Raw genomic sequence first — 16,687 nt, forward strand, 5'->3', positions numbered from 1 at the left:
CCTTTTTACGTTGTATAAAGACAAATTTCACCTGTGAAAAATTGTCTGGAAAAGAGAGAAAAACACTAATGAAAAATAGAGGAAATATTTTGCAAGTAAAGAATTTAGAAAAGAGTGGAGAAAAGTGGGGGGATGTGGTACATTTGTGTTAGAAAGTGGGGGCAGTGCATATGTTCATGGGCGAATATCAACATAACATTGATAATAAAGGCCGTTTAATCGTACCTGCCAAGTTCCGTGATCACCTCGGAGATTCATTTGTCATTACCCGAGGGTTGGATCAATGTTTATTTGGTTATCCCATGGATGAGTGGCGAGCTCTTGAAGACAAGCTCAAAGCCCTACCACTGACAAAGAAAGATGCCCGTGCCTTCACTCGATTCTTCTTCTCTGGAGCAACTGAGAGCGAATTAGATAAGACAGGCAGGGTGAATATTCCTGCTACACTTGTGAATTATGCACAATTAGATAAAGAATGCATTATTTTAGGAGTTTCCAATCGAATTGAGATTTGGAGTAAATCATTATGGGAAGACTATTTCACACAGTCTGAAGATTCATTTGCTGAGCTTGCAGAGAATATGGTAGGGTTTGATATTTAACCCTCCACAATACGTTCGATTGGAAAGGTGAATTCAACATGTTTAAACATACAACCGTATTATTAAAAGAAACGGTGGATGGCCTGAATATTAAAGAAGATGGAGTCTATGTAGATTGTACTCTCGGTGGAGCAGGGCACAGCGAGTATCTTGTGAGAAAGTTATCACCGGAGGGTCATCTGTATTGCTTCGACCAGGATGAAACAGCCATCAACCACGCAAAAGAAAAGCTTTCATCCTATCAGGATAGAGTTACATTCGTTCAATCTAATTTCCGAAATCTAAAGGAAGAACTTGAACAACTTGGAGTACATAGTGTGGATGGGATTTTATACGACCTGGGTGTGTCATCGCCTCAACTGGATACTCCGGAAAGAGGGTTCAGTTATCACCATGATGCCCCACTCGACATGAGAATGGACTTGCAAGGTGAAGTTACTGCTCATGATGTGGTTAATCATTGGTCGTTTGAAGATTTAGTTCGGATTTTTTATCGATATGGAGAAGAAAAGTTCTCTAAGCAAATAGCGAGAAAAATTGAAGCGGCACGTGAATTGAAGGCGATTGAAACAACGGGTGAACTTGTCGAGCTCATCAAGGATGGTATCCCTGCACCTGCAAGACGAAAAGGCGGTCATCCTGCTAAGAGAGTCTTCCAAGCCATACGGATTGCCGTGAATGATGAATTGGGAGCCTTTGAAGATTCACTTGAACAAGCGATAGGGCTTCTTCATAAGGGGGGAAGGGTGAGCGTGATTACTTTCCATTCCCTGGAAGACCGCATTTGCAAAACGATGTTCAAGGAGAAGGCATCAGGACCTGACCTGCCTCCAGGATTACCGATTATTCCTGAAGGGTATGAAGCAGAACTGAAGCTTGTAACAAGAAAACCGATCCTGCCTAGTGATGACGAATTAGAAGAAAATAATCGCGCTAGGTCAGCTAAATTAAGAATCGCAGAAAAAAATATATAAATAGAAGGAAACAGGAGGGAGAATATTGAGTAACTTAGCCAGAAAGTACGAGCAGCAAAAAGTTGAGAAAACCAATCAATCCGTTCATGCCAAGCCCAAGCGCCTTAGTGATGAGAGAAGATCCGTCATCACACCGGGGGAAAAAATCCTTGTTGCCATTTTCGCAGCTGTATTTTGCTTCTTGGCGGTTCAGATTGTGACAACACAAGCTGCCATCTATGATGTGAATAAAGAAGTCCAGCACGTTGAATCAACCATTGAAAAACAGGAAAAGTCAAATAATGATCTTAAACTTCAAGTTAGTGAGCTTAGTACGTATGAGCGTATTCTTGAAAAAGCAAAAGAGCTTGGACTTAACTTGAAAGAAAAGAACGTTAAGGTTGTTGAACAATAATGAAAAAAAGACCAAGCATGAACATAGGGGCAGCCATCCTTTTCGGGATTTTCGGCTTGCTCTTTTTTGTATTAATGGTTCGCTTTGTCACGATTCAGGTCACTGGGGAAGCTGAAGGTAAGGTCCTGTCATCACAAGCGGCAAAAAAATATATAAAAAGTCACATTTTAGAAGCTCACAGGGGTACAATTTTTGACGGGAAAGGTGAAGTCATTGCCGAGGATACTTCGGCTTATACACTCGTGGCCATTTTAGATCCGAGCATCACGAGTGATCCGAAGAAGCCCAAGCATGTGACAGATCCTGAGAAAACGGCAAAGGCCCTGGCTCCATATCTTGAGTTGAAAGAAAGCGAAATATATGACCGTCTCAATCAGGATGGGGCGTATCAGGTGGAATTTGGATCTGCTGGTAGAGACCTGTCTCATCAAATGATGCTCGAGATTAAAGAAGAGAACATACCTGGAATCACATTCAGGAAGGAAGCAAAGCGATTTTATCCTAATGGCTCATTCGCACCTCACCTTATTGGTTTTGCACAAAAAACCACTGGGGATAATGGTGATTCCAAAACAGTAGGGAAAATGGGTGTGGAAGCAAGCTTTGATGATGTGTTAAGCGGCAAGGACGGCTCGGTGGAATATAAGAGTGATGTTTGGGGATATTTATTGCCAAATGCAGATGAGCATGTAACATCACCACAAGATGGAAATGATATTTACCTAACAATCGACAAGAAAGTTCAAACATTCTTAGAAGAAGCCATGAATGAAGTGCAAAAGAAATATAAACCAAAGAAAATGTTTGCGATCGTATCAGACCCGAAAACTGGAAAGATACTAGCGATGTCACAAAGACCAACTTTTCACCCTGATACGAGAGAAGGTTTACTTGACAATTGGACAAACTTCATAGTGGAGGAAACGATTGAGCCTGGTTCGACTATGAAAGCTTTTTCATTGGCTGCCGCTGTAAATGAAGGGAAGTTTAACCCGAATGAAGCCTATGAATCTGGTAAATATTATGTTGATAATGTTCCTAATCCTATCAGGGACCATAATGGTGGAGAAGGCTGGGGAACGATTTCTTATTTAGAAGGCGTCCAAAGATCTTCCAATGTGGCATTTGCGAATTTATTGGACAAAATAGGTTTTAAAAAGTTCGAAGGATATTTAAATAGTTTTGGATTTGGTGAACCAACAGGTGTGGGATTACCACATGAAGCTTCTGGATCTATTCTTTATCATTACCCAATTGAAAAATACACCACGATTTTTGGGCAAGGTACAACCGTTACCCCGCTTCAAATGATTCAAGCCGAGTCGGCAATTGCGAACGACGGAAAAATGATGCAGCCCTATGTTATCTCAAAGATTGTAGATCCAATTACAAAGAAAGTGGTTGAGGAAACAAAACCAAAAGTTGCTGGAAATCCGATTACGAAAGAGTCGGCCGAAAAGGTACGGGAATACTTAGAATCAACTGTAACTTCCGAGGAAGGCACAGGGACCCGTTTTGCCATTGAGGGTTATAGCGTTGCAGGTAAATCAGGCACTGCGCAAATCCCTGATCCTGAAACAGGAAGGTATATGTACGGTAAAGAAAATTATCTATTTTCCTTCATGGGTATGGCTCCGGCTGATGACCCTCAGTTAATCGTCTATGTGGGTATTCAACAACCCGAATTAGAACCGACTGAAATAGGTTCGGATCCTGTAGCAGCTGTTTTCAATCCTGTCATGCAAAATAGCTTGAAATACTTAAATATTAAACCTCAGGAAAAAGTGAGTTTGAAAAAACATTCTCTTCCTGATACGAAAGAAATGAGTGTGGAAGAAGCTAAAAAAGAGCTCGAAAAAGCAGGGGCTTCACCCGTTGTTGTTGGAAATGGCTCGAGCGTTATCAAGCAACTGCCCCAAGCTGGAAGTAGGATTCTTGAAGGGGAAAGAGTTGTAATCAAAACCGATGGAGACATCACGATTCCGGATATGAAGGGATGGTCTGTAAGGGATGTCTTTAAGGTTGCAAATCTTGCAGGTCTGAAGATCAATATGGTTGGAAATGGCTATGCTGTCAGTCAAAATATTCAACCGGGGGTTCCTGTGGTAAAAGGAGAGCCTCTAGTGGTTAACTTTAGTACTCCGGAAGAACAAGTACAGCAAGGTGAAGATGAGAATACGGAAGAACCACCATTGAATTAAATAAACAGGGCTGACTTATGTATGTGACTCACTCGAGAGCACCTGGATCGATTTCTTTGAACCGATTTAGGTATGAGTGCCATTCACATCGAAGTCGCCCTTTTCTTATGGAACCAACCGATTAAATTGACGTAAATGATAACACCTTCCTCATCCTTTCATGGATTTCGAACATACCCAAATAAGTCCAAGCATATAATGGAACGAGCCATAGAAGGGGAGGTTCCATTAGTGAAAAGAGTATCCAATGTAACGGTAAGGAAAAGGTTAGCAGTAGCGCTTGTAGTAGGAGTCCTGATTTTCTCCATTATTGATATAAGGCTGGGGTATGTTCAGTTTTTTAAAGGGGACTGGCTTACAGGTTTAGCAAAGGACTCCTGGAGTCGAAATATCCCATTTCAACCGGAGAGAGGGAAAATAGTAGACCGTAATGGGGTGGAACTAGCTGGAAATCAAAGTGCCCCGACGATATTTGTTGTTCCGAGACAAATCACTGATCCTAAAGGGACGGCGGATAAACTGGCAGCTGTTCTTAATATTTCAGTAGAATCTGCATATAAATATGTTACACAGAGAGACAGTATGGTGTTGATTAAAGAAGCGAGAAAGCTTTCGTATGAAAAAGCGAAAGAGGTCAGGGACCTGAATCTAAAAGGGGTTTACTTAGGCGAAGATTCTAAACGTTATTATCCATACGGCAGTTATTTATCCCATGTTCTTGGCTTCGCGGGAATTGATAATCAGGGCCTTATGGGACTTGAACTTTCATATGATGAGGAGCTTAGTGGGGATAAAGGATATGTGAAATTTTTCTCCGACGCAAAAGGGAAGCGAATGCCTGATATGGCAGATGATTTTGAAAAACCGGAAAACGGCCTTGATTTAAAGCTTACGATTGATACGAAAGTCCAGACCATCGTGGAGCGTGAATTGGATATTGCTCAAGCGACATACAACCCTGATGGAATCATCGCCATTGCCATGAATCCTAAGAATGGGGAGATATTGGCGATGTCAAGCAGGCCGACTTTTGACCCGGCGAATTTCCGGAATGTACCACAGGAAATCTATAACCGGAATTTACCGATTTGGAGCACCTATGAACCCGGTTCCACGTTTAAGATCATTACTCTTGCTGCAGCGTTGGAGGAAAATAAGGTGGATCTTTATAAAGAAAAATTCCATGATCCCGGTCATGTTGAAGTTGCCGGATCCACCCTTCATTGTTGGAAGAGGGGAGGACATGGAACCCAAACATTTTTGGAAGTGGTCCAAAATTCATGTAATCCGGGGTTTGTCGAGTTAGGTGAGAGATTAGGGAAAGAAAAACTATTCAGCTATATTAATGATTTTGGTTTTGGACAAAAGACCGGTATTGATCTTCAAGGAGAGGGGAAGGGGATTCTCTTTAATATTGACCGGGTCGGTCCTGTAGAACAAGCTACGACAGCCTTTGGCCAGGGAGTTGCGGTCACGCCGATTCAACAGGTAGCGGCTGTATCAGCAGCGGTAAATGGAGGAATACTGTATCAACCGTATATAGCTAAGGAGTTGATTGACCCTTCAACTGGAGAAGTAGTGATGAGAAAGACACCTCAAATGAAGAAGAGGGTCATTTCAGAAGAAACATCAAAACAGATTCGTGAAGCATTGGAAAGTGTTGTAGCGAAAGGGAGCGGTAAGAAAGCTTTTGTAGATGGTTATCGGGTAGGCGGGAAAACGGGAACCGCTCAAAAAGCAAAGGATGGTAAATACTTAGAAAACAATCACATCGTATCCTTTATGGGAATTGCACCTGCGGATGACCCTGAAATTGTCGTGTACGTGGCTGTTGATAACCCGAAAGGCACCATTCAATTCGGTGGAGTCGTAGCAGCCCCTATTGGAGGTAGTATCATAGGCGATAGTTTAGAAGCAATGGGAGTGCCAAAACGTAAAGGTCAAATTGAGAAAGAGATGACGTGGACCGATATCCCATTGATTGAAACCCCTGACTTGGTTGGATTATCGAAAAAAGAGTTACAAGAACAGTTAGTAAATCTTGATCTGGATGTAAGCGGAAGTGGAGACAAAGTGGTTAGTCAATCTCCCGATCCGGGCGTGAAGATCAAGCAAGGTTCAAAGGTGAGGGTCTATCTTTCGGAATGATTTAAGGGAAGAAGTCAACATGATTGTGTATTTGTGATATACTTTTTATTTATGCCGGGGGCTTTATATCCGTAAGGAGAAGCCCCGTTTTTCTTTAAATAGTGTGGCAGTCTGCCATTTTTTCATAATCATAACGAACTAAGTTAAAAGGTTTATAGCTTTCATACGCATTTTTTTGTAAAATATAAAAAGGTTGCTTTCTACCTGTGAGGAGTTGAAAAGATGAGATTGCACACTTTGCTGGAAGTACTGCCGTTTTTCTCAGTAGAGGGTGAAGGGAATCCAGCTATTTCAAACATCGCTAATCACCATAAGAAAGTTAAAAATGGTGATCTATTCATCTGTATTAACGGATTAGAGGTTGATAGCCATTCACTCGCCCCACTGGCAGAGAAGAACGGTGCAGCTGCGATCCTCGCTGAGAGGAGCATAGAAGCAAACGTGCCGGTTATTATCGTTCCGGATACGAAGAAAGCAATGGCCATTCTTGCCGATTACTTTTATAAGCAGCCATCCCATCAGCTTTTGTTGATAGGTGTGACAGGCACTAATGGGAAAACCACGACCACCCATCTGATTGACCAGGTGCTTACACAATGTGGAATGAAAACCGGTTTAATCGGTACAATGCACATAAAAGTGGGGGATGAGTTACAAGTAAGTCATAATACGACTCCTGACAGCTTAACGCTCCAACAAACGTTTAAACAGTTTTGTGATAAAGGGGTACGAAGTGCGATCATGGAAGTCTCTTCACATGCGTTACATCAGGGCCGGGTTCACGGCTGTGACTATGATATTGCCGTGTTCACAAACCTGACTCAGGATCATCTGGATTATCATAAGTCCATGGACAATTACCGAAATGCAAAAGGCTTATTGTTTTCCCAATTAGGGAATACTTATTTTAAGAAATCTCCTAAATACGCCATCATTAATAAAGACGATGAAGCAGCTGATTTTTTTATCAGAGCAACGGCCGCACATGTATTTACATATGGTCTGTCTCCTTCTGCTGACTTCTATGCCAGAGATATTGTCCTGAAAGCAACAGAGTCCGCTTTTACTCTCGTTTCACCATTTGGAGAACGAGAGGTGGTATTAAAATTTGCTGGGCAATTTAATGTATATAACGCTTTGGCTGCGATTGCAACAGCTAGTGCAGCAGGTATACCCATCGAGGACAGTGCAAGAAGCCTGGAGAGGGCACATGGAGTAAGGGGACGGTTTGAAACAATCTCTGAAGGCCAGCCCTTCTCGGTCATCGTTGATTATGCACACACTCCAGATGGTCTGAAAAATGTATTAGAAACCATACAGTCGATTACCAAGGGGAAAGTTATTGTGGTGGTCGGGTGTGGAGGAGACCGTGATAAGATTAAACGGCCAATAATGGCAGAGATTGCCTGTGAATATGGGGACTTTGCTATCTTCACCTCTGATAACCCAAGAACGGAGGATCCTGATAGTATTCTCAAGGATATGGAATCTGGGGTGGTCGGCAAACAATATCATCTGATAGTTGATAGGAAAGAAGCAATTAAAAAGGCTTTGAGCCTTGCCAAACCTGACGATTTTGTCCTGATCGCGGGGAAAGGTCATGAAACCTATCAAATTATAGGAAACAACGTATACGATTTCGATGACCGCCAAGTGGCCAGACAAATCATAAAGGGGATGTAAGAATGCTCTTTTATGATGATGTAAAGAAATTATTTCCTGAAACATCTGGAATACATCTACCAGGCTTGGCGTTTCTAGTAGTTTCAAATTCAACTAGTATGGGAATGGAGAAGGGACTATATGTCCCTTTTGGTGGTGAAATAAACCTTTTAGAAAGTATTGATTTAGGGGCGATTGCATCACTTTGGCCTAAGAATAAAGAAGTACCTTCATTTGTTCCAAACCACTTTCCATTATTTATGGTTGAAGATGTTTATAAAGCTTACATTGACTTACTAGAGGATTACACACAAAATTACAATCAAGAAAAGTGGGAAATTATGACGAAGTTTATTTTTAACAGCGAATCTGAACGAAATCAAACAACAGACGTAACATTGAACGATCCCAATAACGGAAAGGGAGGGGAATAATGATGATGGAACAGGTGATCTTTTTTACAATCATTATGGCATTTCTCATAACAGTATTGCTTGCCCCTGTTTTTATCCCTTTCCTGAGAAGATTGAAGTTTGGGCAGAGTATTCGTGATGAAGGCCCTCAGTCTCACCAAAAAAAGACAGGCACACCTACAATGGGTGGGATTGTGTTCCTACTCTCCATCGTGATTACTACATTTGTAATGACTGGTAAATATTCAGAGCCTGGTCCTGAAACCTATTTAATGATCCTTGTGACGGTCGGTTTTGGGTTGCTAGGCTTCCTTGATGACTTTATCAAAGTCGTAATGAAGAGGAACTTGGGACTCACATCCAAGCAAAAGCTATTAGGTCAGATTGTCATTTCAGTCATTTTTTATCTCATCTTTAAGCAAAATGACTTTCCGACTACAGTATCGATCCCGTTAACGGATTTTTCATTTGAATTAGGTTGGTTTTATTGTTTATTCATTATTTTTTGGCTTGTAGGATTTTCAAATGCTGTCAATTTAACGGATGGTTTGGATGGATTGGTATCAGGAACGAGCGCCATTGCTTTTGGTGCACTAGCTGTATTAGCCTGGAATCAATCCCAGTATGATGTCGCGATCTTCGGAGTGGCAGTAGTCGGGGCGGTACTCGGATTCTTAGTATTCAATGCCCATCCGGCTAAAGTATTTATGGGAGATACAGGGTCATTAGCATTAGGTGGAGCGATCGCGACGATTGCCATTTTAACCAAATTGGAAATCATCTTAATTCTTATTGGTGGGGTATTTGTCATCGAGACACTATCCGTCATTCTGCAGGTCGCATCATTTAAGACGACAGGGAAGCGAATATTTAAAATGAGCCCATTGCACCACCATTATGAGTTAGTCGGTTGGTCTGAGTGGCGTGTTGTTGTAACCTTTTGGACCGTCGGTTTGCTATTTGCCGTTTTAGGAATCTATATTGAGGTGTGGTTATAATTGAAGAAGATAACGAAGTTCAAACATAAAAAAGTTCTAGTATTAGGTTTAGCAAAAAGTGGGGTAAGTGCTGCCTCTCTTCTACATAAGTTAGAAGCATTTGTAACAGTGAACGATCAAAAGCCATTGGCTGAAAACCCGGAAGCTCAGGGGCTTCTTCAGGAAGGTATAAAAGTGATATGCGGAAGTCATCCCATCGAACTACTTGATGAAGGTTTTCAGTATGTGATAAAGAATCCTGGAATACCCTATCACAACCCATTAATTAAGAAAGCAATTGAAAAGAACATACCCGTTTTGACAGAAGTTGAGCTTGCATATTTAATTTCTGAGGCAGAATTGATTGGGATTACAGGAACAAATGGAAAAACCACGACGACGACACTTCTGTTTGAAATGCTTGAAGAGGCCGGCCAAAAGCCTCTTATTGCAGGAAATATCGGAACGGTCGCTTCTGAAGTAGCCCAGGAAGCGAAAGAAAATGAAAAAATGGTAGTTGAGCTCTCCTCTTTCCAGCTGATGGGTATTGAAGAATTCGCTCCTCATATTGCCATCATTACGAATTTATATGATGCACATCTGGATTACCATGGAAACCTGGATGAATATTGGAAGGCGAAATCCAATATTACTAAAAATCAAACAAAACATGATTATCTCATCTTAAATGCTGATCAAGAGCATGTTATAGATTCAGTCTCCTTTACAAAAGCGCAATTGATTCCATTTTCAACGAAGAAAGAAGTAGCGGAAGGGGCCTATATTAAAAACGGGGCGGTCTATTTCAAAGATGAGTTGATCGTCGAAGTTGATTCAATTGTATTACCGGGTGCACATAACCTGGAAAATATCCTTTGTGCGATTGCAGCGTGTAAACTCTATGGGGTGCCAAATGAAAGTATTAAGAAAGTCCTTGGCACCTTTACAGGAGTAAAGCATAGAACGCAATTTGTCCGCGAAGTGAAGGGTGTAAAGTTTTATAATGATTCGAAAGCAACGAATAGCCTGGCAACGAAAAGTGCTCTTCATGCGTTTGAGGGTCCTACGATCCTGCTTGCTGGAGGCTTGGACCGTGGAAATGATTTCGACGACCTGATTCCATACTTGAAGAATGTAAAAACGTTGATCACCTTTGGGGAAACGTCTGAGAAGTTTATGAAAACAGGGGAAAAGGCAGGGATACAATCCATCATTCCTGTCGATAATGTTGAAAAGGCAGTTCCTGTTGCTTTTGAACATGCCGAAGAAGGAGATGTTGTTTTACTATCCCCGGCATGTGCAAGTTGGGATCAATATCGAACTTTTGAAGAACGTGGTGACATTTTTATTGAAGCGGTGCATAAGCTTTAATAAGGGCTTGTCCATGAAGAGCATCCGTACTTTTACAACCAGTATACCAATCCAAGATAAGTAGTTTTTTTGCTCGAACGGCTCAAAATTTGTCTATTCGAGGTGTTTAAGATTGCCTTTAAAAAAATCGACTCCCGATTTTATCCTCATTATGGTTACACTCACTTTACTTGCGATTGGACTGATTATGGTATACAGCGCAAGCGCTGTATGGGCTGACTACAAATTCGATGACTCCTTTTTCTTTGCCAAAAGGCAAGTGCTCTTTGCGGGCGTAGGGTTATTCGCTATGTTTTTCATCATGAATGTTGAGTATTGGACCTGGAAAAATTGGGCGAAAATCATCATCATCATTTGCTTCGTCCTTCTTGTACTGGTGTTAATCCCGGGTATCGGTGTCCTAAGAAATGGTTCCAGGAGCTGGATAGGAGTAGGGGCTTTTTCCATTCAGCCTTCAGAATTTATGAAACTTGCCATGATTGCGTTTCTCTCAAAGTATTTATCGGAAAACCAAAAGTATATTACTTCCTTTAGAAAAGGAGTCCTGCCGGCGCTTCTCTTAGTGTTCTCTGCTTTTGGGATGATAATGCTACAACCGGATCTGGGTACCGGTACTGTGATGGTCGGTACTTCAGTAGTGATGATCTTTATTGCAGGGGCGAGGGTCATGCATTTTGTCGGTCTTGGGATGATTGGATTAGTTGGATTCATTGGACTTGTTATATCTGCACCTTATCGCATTGCACGGATAACGTCCTTTTTAGACCCATGGCAGGATCCATTGAATAGTGGCTTCCAAATCATTCAGTCCCTATATGCAATCGGTCCGGGAGGCTTGTTTGGATTGGGACTGGGACAAAGCAGGCAGAAATTCTTCTATTTGCCCGAACCTCAAAATGATTTTATTTTTGCGATTTTAGCAGAAGAGCTCGGTTTTATCGGGGGAACTCTAGTCCTGCTTCTGTTTTCTTTGATATTATGGAGAGGAATCAGAATTGCTCTGGGGGCTCCTGACCTATTCGGAAGCTTTCTGGCATTAGGGATCGTTTCAATGATTGCGATCCAAGTGATGATCAACGTTGGGGTCGTAACCGGCCTCATGCCGGTCACGGGCATCACACTCCCCTTTCTCAGCTACGGGGGATCATCATTGACCCTCATGCTAATGGCTGTAGGAGTGCTGTTGAATATTAGCCGCTATACGAGACGGTAATGACTTAACAAAGAGATTGACTGTGAAACAGCTCGGAAGAAGTGAATGATAAAAGCCTGATAGTCAGGAACTCATCATTCATGTCCTCCTCTGTTTTTATGGTCAGTCTCTTTTTGAGTTAAAGAAAAAAACGCTGAAATTCCTTGTTTTTATTGAAATAACAATAGGATATTCATTGGTGAGATGTTACAATTAATTACATATACGTAATGCATTATGATCAGACCTTTTCAAAATATAGGAGAGTTTATTACTTTTGTTAACCAAATCTTTTACAATTCAATGACATACCTTCATTATGTGGAAATTGGTGTTTAAAATAGAGTGCAAGGGTGTAATAAATAGGATGGCTTCTTTCTGAAAAAGGATGGATGTACATATACGAAAAGTTGTATGGACAATATATCTTAGGAAATGCTGGATTATTTTGATCAGGGACCTGATAACAGATTCCCGAATATCCATCCTTCTACTCTACCAAAATGGTTTCTCGTTCAACATTATGTCATATGGCAGAAAATAACGTTCTGTTCCTCTTTTAACATTTGCTGCCTTCCTATAGAATGTAAGGTATCCCAATGTAAAGAGTACTTTCATTATAAGACGTGGTGAGAATTTTCTTATTCATGACTTAATGAATACAAAGTGAAATTGAGGAGAACGAAATGAAAAAAGAAAATGTTGTTTCCCTTGAAGATCGTATTCCTAAATTAAAACAACACCGAAAAAAGAAAGCGAATCGCAGACTGCTGTTTTTACTTTCTTTGTTCTTACTCATGATTCTATCGGTGGTTTACTTTCAATCACCTTTAAGTCATGTGAAAGAAGTGGTGGTTCATGGGAATGAGCTTGTTTCAAATGAGGCGGTTCTTCAGAAAAGTGGAATTGACAACGGCATGAATTTGTGGAGTGTAAACAAAGATAAAACCGTGGAACAATTAAAGGAGCTTCCTGAAGTAAAAGATGCAACGGTAAAAATGTCCTTTCCGAATTCCTATGAAATACGCATCAAAGAATACGATAAAAAGGCATATCTATCGAAAGATAATAAATTCTTTGTCATATTAGAGAATGGGAACGTTCTGGATAAAGGTACTGAATCAATACCCGTTGATGCTCCTTTACTAAGAGGTTTCGAGGAAGATAAGGTCTTAGTGAAAATGGTAGAAGAATTAGGGGAGCTTCCGAAAGAAGTTCAGCACCTCATATCTGAGATTAACCTGGTTCCAAAGAAAACAGATCAATACCACTTGACCCTATTCATGAATGATGGATTTGAAGTCAGTGCCACCATCCGGACCTTTTCAGAGAAAATGGTGCATTACCCCTCTATTGTCAGTCAATTGGATCCTTCAGTAAAAGGTGTCATTGACTTAGAGGTAGGTTCTTATTTCAGAGCATATGAAACGGAAGGTGAACAAAGCGATGAAGAGGATGAGGGTGAGAGGTAAGCATGTAATCCTCTCTCTTGTATGTCTGGTTTTAGGTTTCATCCTTGCTTTTTCGTATAGTCTAGCTAACACAGAACAAGCGGAACTTGGGAATCGAACGAATGGTCAGTGGAAACAGGAAGAAGCATTAAGAGATCAAATCCTTGAGTATCAGCAGAATAATAACAATCTGCAAGAAGAACTCTATGAGAAACAGGAAAAGGTCGTCAACATGGAGAAGGAATTCTCTAAAGAGAAACAAATATATTTTAACCTGGCAGAAGATGCGGAGAAGTATCGAATGTACCTGGGCAAAACGAAAGTGAAAGGGCCTGGGATAAGCGTGACGTTATCAGACGCTGACTACGATTCCAATGAGGAAAACGCCAATAATTATATCGTTCATGAACACCATGTCTTTAAGGTGATCAATGAATTATACATTGCGGGTGCTTCTGTCGTAGCGATAAATGGACAAAGGCTGAAGCATGATTCATACATACTGTGTAACGGTCCCGTTATTCAAATTGATGGAATCGAATATCCCGCTCCGTTTGAAATTACCGCTATCGGAGATCCGGAAGTACTCTCATCAGCCATGAATATCACGGGTGGTGTTAAAGACCAGCTTGTAAATGATAATATCATTTTTAAATTGGAAAAAAAGAATGCGGTAATTTTAGAACCAAGCATTAGTGAATCATAAGATTGGATTGTCCACTGGATTATTCGGGCTGTTACCAAGTAAGGGTTAGATGTGAAAGTAAGGTGCAATGAATGGACAACAAATTAAAAATTAGTTTTACCATTATTACGATTATTATTGGGTTTATGATTGCTATACAGTTCCAAACAGTCAAAGAACCTGTTGTCCGGGATACACGAGATATTTGGGAACTACGAAATGCGTTATTAAAAGAAAAAGAAGTCAATTCCAATCTTTATGCAGAAATGCGTGCAGTTGAAGCAAAGTTGGAACAATATAAGACAGAACAACAGTCGAGTCCAGAACGCGCGTTGAAACAAACGTTAGAGGAATTGAAAACAGAAGCAGGTCTGACTGAGAAAACAGGACCTGGTGTTATTTTAACGATTGAACCTGCCATGGAAGAAATCCTCCTTGGTGAAAAAGTTCAAAATATATCACCGGAACTGTTGGAAAGACTGGTAAATGAGCTGAATCGATATGATGCAATGGATATCTCCATTGATGGTCATCGCTTAATCAATACCTCGGTCATTCGTGATATTAATGGAGAAACCAAGGTGGATGGATATTCAATTGAAAAAATACCATTTGAAGTGAGAGTATTAACCAAAGACCTGGACTCTGCAAAAGGGTTGTATAACCGAATGCAGGTATCACAGTCTGTTGAGGACTTCTTTATCGATAATCTTCGAGTCTCAATTTCAAAGCCTTTAGAAAAAGTGGTGGTTCCACCATATGAAGATACCATCCGGGTCCGTTTAATGGAACCGGTGAAGGAAAGAGGAGGGAACGGGTAATATGTGGCTTCCCCTTTTAGGGTTGCTGGTAGGGGTCGTATTGGGGCTTCTTACAGATATTAGAATTCCAGATGAGTACTCGAATTATTTATCGATCGCCGTCCTGGCAGCATTGGATACATTATTTGGCGGCATACGTGCCCACCTCCAAAATATTTATGATGATAAGGTCTTTGTTTCTGGATTCTTTTTTAATATTTTACTAGCAGCAAGTTTAGCTTTTCTAGGCGTACATCTTGGTGTAGACTTATATCTGGCGGCTGTATTTGCTTTTGGAGTGAGATTATTCCAGAACATTGCAGTGATTAGACGAATACTTATTAGCAATTGGTCAAATAATCAAGAAAAAAGAGAAAAAAATTAGAATATTAAAAGGGAATCGTTTTTGTTACGACGAATATCTTAATTAAGATATACTTAGAATAGTGTTTTTCTAGGGTTGTTGTTCCAAATAAACATTCTTTAAGGAGGTGCCATAGAGTGAACAGCAATGAAATTTACGTTAGCCTAGACATCGGTACATCCACAGTAAAAGTAATCATTGGTGAAATGACAAATGATTCCTTAAACATTATCGGTGTAGGAAATGTGAACTCAGAAGGAATCAGAAAAGGTTCCATCGTAGATATAGACGAAACTGTTCATACAATTAAGAAAGCAGTTGAACAAGCGGAAAGGATGGTTGGTTTATCTATAAGCCAGGTCATCGTGGGTATTACCGGCAACCATGTGTCGCTTCAATCTTGTCATGGTGTAGTGGCAGTATCAAGTGATAATCGGGAAATCGGCGATGAAGATGTTCTAAGAGTGATGGATGCAGCCCAGGTTGTTTCTATTCCTCCAGAAAGAGAAATCATCAATGTAATCCCAAGACAATTCATTGTTGATGGATTGGACGAGATTACAGATCCCCGAGGTATGATTGGTGTTCGATTGGAAATGGAAGGCACCATCATTACGGGATCTAAGACGATTTTACATAATACTCTCCGTTGTGTAGAAAAGGCAGGCCTTGAAATTGTCGATATCGTTCTTCAACCTCTTGCAGCTGGTTCAGTTGCTTTGTCAAAGGATGAGAAGAACCTGGGTGCTGCGTTGATCGATATTGGCGGCGGCTCTACAACAATAGCGGTTTTTGAGCAAGGTCACCTTAAAGCTACAACTGTCCTGCCTGTAGGGGGAGAACATATTACTAAAGATTTATCGATTGGTTTAAGAACCTCAACGGACGATGCAGAGAAAATCAAAACAAAATATGGACATGCTTATTATGACCATGCATCAGAAGATGAAGTGTTCAGCGTGCCAATTATTGGTAGTGATCAACACCAGCAATTTAATCAATTAGAAATTTCTGATATCATAGAAGCAAGGCTGGAAGAGATATTAGACCTCATTAGCCATGAGCTGAAACGAATGGGAATCAGGGACCTGCCAGGTGGATATGTATTAACTGGTGGTGTAGCAAATCTTCCAGGTGTGTTAGAATTAGCACAAATCGTTTTCCAAAATCGTGTACGGGTGGCAATTCCTGATTATATTGGAGTTAGGGAACCTCAGTATACGACTGCAGTAGGTTTGATTAAATACGCTCAAAAGAATGCTAGATTACAAGGAAGATCAGTTAGTGCAGAACCAGTGCCTGTTGAGGCTGCTGAGAAGCGACAATCGAAACCAGCCAATAAAAAGCCAAAGCCTGCGAAGGTAAAAGAAGAAGAACATGAAGATGAAAAGGCCATGTCAAAAGTGAAAAAGTTCTTTGGATACTTCTTTGAATAAATAAAGGAATCCATAGA

At 40.8% G+C, this 16,687-nt stretch carries 15 protein-coding genes; all 15 read left to right on the top strand.

Features of this window, described 5'->3' with window-relative positions; translation table 11 throughout:
* Positions 1 to 170 precede the first annotated feature (170 nt).
* Positions 171 to 602, top strand: a complete 432-nt coding sequence (mraZ, locus tag RSX31_RS02520) for a division/cell wall cluster transcriptional repressor MraZ (protein ID WP_148968656.1) — start codon at positions 171 to 173, stop codon at positions 600 to 602.
* Between the two features lie 38 nt (positions 603 to 640).
* Positions 641 to 1,576, top strand: a complete 936-nt coding sequence (rsmH, locus tag RSX31_RS02525) for a 16S rRNA (cytosine(1402)-N(4))-methyltransferase RsmH (protein WP_148968657.1) — start codon at positions 641 to 643, stop codon at positions 1,574 to 1,576.
* Positions 1,577 to 1,601: 25 nt separating this feature from the next.
* Entirely contained in the window at positions 1,602 to 1,970 is a 369-nt protein-coding gene (gene ftsL / locus RSX31_RS02530) for a cell division protein FtsL (protein WP_148993544.1), read from the top strand.
* Complete coding sequence (locus RSX31_RS02535; RefSeq protein WP_315633131.1) at positions 1,970 to 4,171, top strand: penicillin-binding protein; 2,202 nt, start codon at positions 1,970 to 1,972, stop codon at positions 4,169 to 4,171. The genes ftsL and RSX31_RS02535 overlap by 1 nt, the downstream gene beginning before the upstream one ends.
* Before the next feature lie 231 nt (positions 4,172 to 4,402).
* On the top strand, positions 4,403 to 6,319 hold the full coding sequence (locus RSX31_RS02540) for a stage V sporulation protein D (RefSeq protein WP_262371627.1): 1,917 nt from the start codon (positions 4,403 to 4,405) through the stop codon (positions 6,317 to 6,319).
* A gap of 222 nt (positions 6,320 to 6,541) precedes the next feature.
* A complete protein-coding gene (locus tag RSX31_RS02545; RefSeq protein ID WP_148993547.1) occupies positions 6,542 to 8,002 on the top strand; it encodes a UDP-N-acetylmuramoyl-L-alanyl-D-glutamate--2,6-diaminopimelate ligase in 1,461 nt (486 codons plus the stop codon).
* A 2-nt stretch (positions 8,003 to 8,004) separates the two neighbouring features.
* Complete coding sequence (locus RSX31_RS02550; protein WP_148968662.1) at positions 8,005 to 8,415, top strand: hypothetical protein; 411 nt, start codon at positions 8,005 to 8,007, stop codon at positions 8,413 to 8,415.
* A gap of 2 nt (positions 8,416 to 8,417) precedes the next feature.
* Positions 8,418 to 9,392: a phospho-N-acetylmuramoyl-pentapeptide-transferase gene (gene mraY, locus RSX31_RS02555; RefSeq protein ID WP_148968822.1), complete on the top strand. Its 975-nt coding sequence runs from the start codon at positions 8,418 to 8,420 to the stop codon at positions 9,390 to 9,392.
* A complete protein-coding gene (gene murD / locus RSX31_RS02560) occupies positions 9,393 to 10,742 on the top strand; it encodes a UDP-N-acetylmuramoyl-L-alanine--D-glutamate ligase (protein WP_315633134.1) in 1,350 nt (449 codons plus the stop codon).
* A 112-nt stretch (positions 10,743 to 10,854) separates the two neighbouring features.
* The gene (spoVE, locus tag RSX31_RS02565; protein ID WP_315633136.1) at positions 10,855 to 11,955 is read left to right on the top strand and encodes a stage V sporulation protein E; all 1,101 of its coding nucleotides are present in this window, start codon (positions 10,855 to 10,857) and stop codon (positions 11,953 to 11,955) included.
* Between the two features lie 665 nt (positions 11,956 to 12,620).
* Positions 12,621 to 13,406 (top strand): cell division protein FtsQ/DivIB, encoded by a 786-nt coding sequence (locus RSX31_RS02570; protein ID WP_148993549.1) that lies wholly within the window; start codon positions 12,621 to 12,623, stop codon positions 13,404 to 13,406.
* Positions 13,390 to 14,091, top strand: a complete 702-nt coding sequence (locus RSX31_RS02575; RefSeq protein WP_262371787.1) for a DUF881 domain-containing protein — start codon at positions 13,390 to 13,392, stop codon at positions 14,089 to 14,091. The genes RSX31_RS02570 and RSX31_RS02575 overlap by 17 nt, the downstream gene beginning before the upstream one ends.
* Positions 14,092 to 14,162: 71 nt before the next feature.
* On the top strand, positions 14,163 to 14,891 hold the full coding sequence (locus RSX31_RS02580; RefSeq protein WP_148993551.1) for a DUF881 domain-containing protein: 729 nt from the start codon (positions 14,163 to 14,165) through the stop codon (positions 14,889 to 14,891).
* A gap of 1 nt (position 14,892) precedes the next feature.
* A complete protein-coding gene (locus RSX31_RS02585) occupies positions 14,893 to 15,255 on the top strand; it encodes a small basic family protein (RefSeq protein ID WP_113968298.1) in 363 nt (120 codons plus the stop codon).
* A gap of 116 nt (positions 15,256 to 15,371) precedes the next feature.
* Complete coding sequence (gene ftsA / locus RSX31_RS02590) at positions 15,372 to 16,670, top strand: cell division protein FtsA (RefSeq protein WP_148968668.1); 1,299 nt, start codon at positions 15,372 to 15,374, stop codon at positions 16,668 to 16,670.
* Positions 16,671 to 16,687 lie beyond the last annotated feature (17 nt).

The sequence above is a fragment of the Rossellomorea yichunensis genome, assembly GCF_032337515.1.
GTDB lineage: Bacteria > Bacillota > Bacilli > Bacillales > Bacillaceae_B > Rossellomorea > Rossellomorea yichunensis.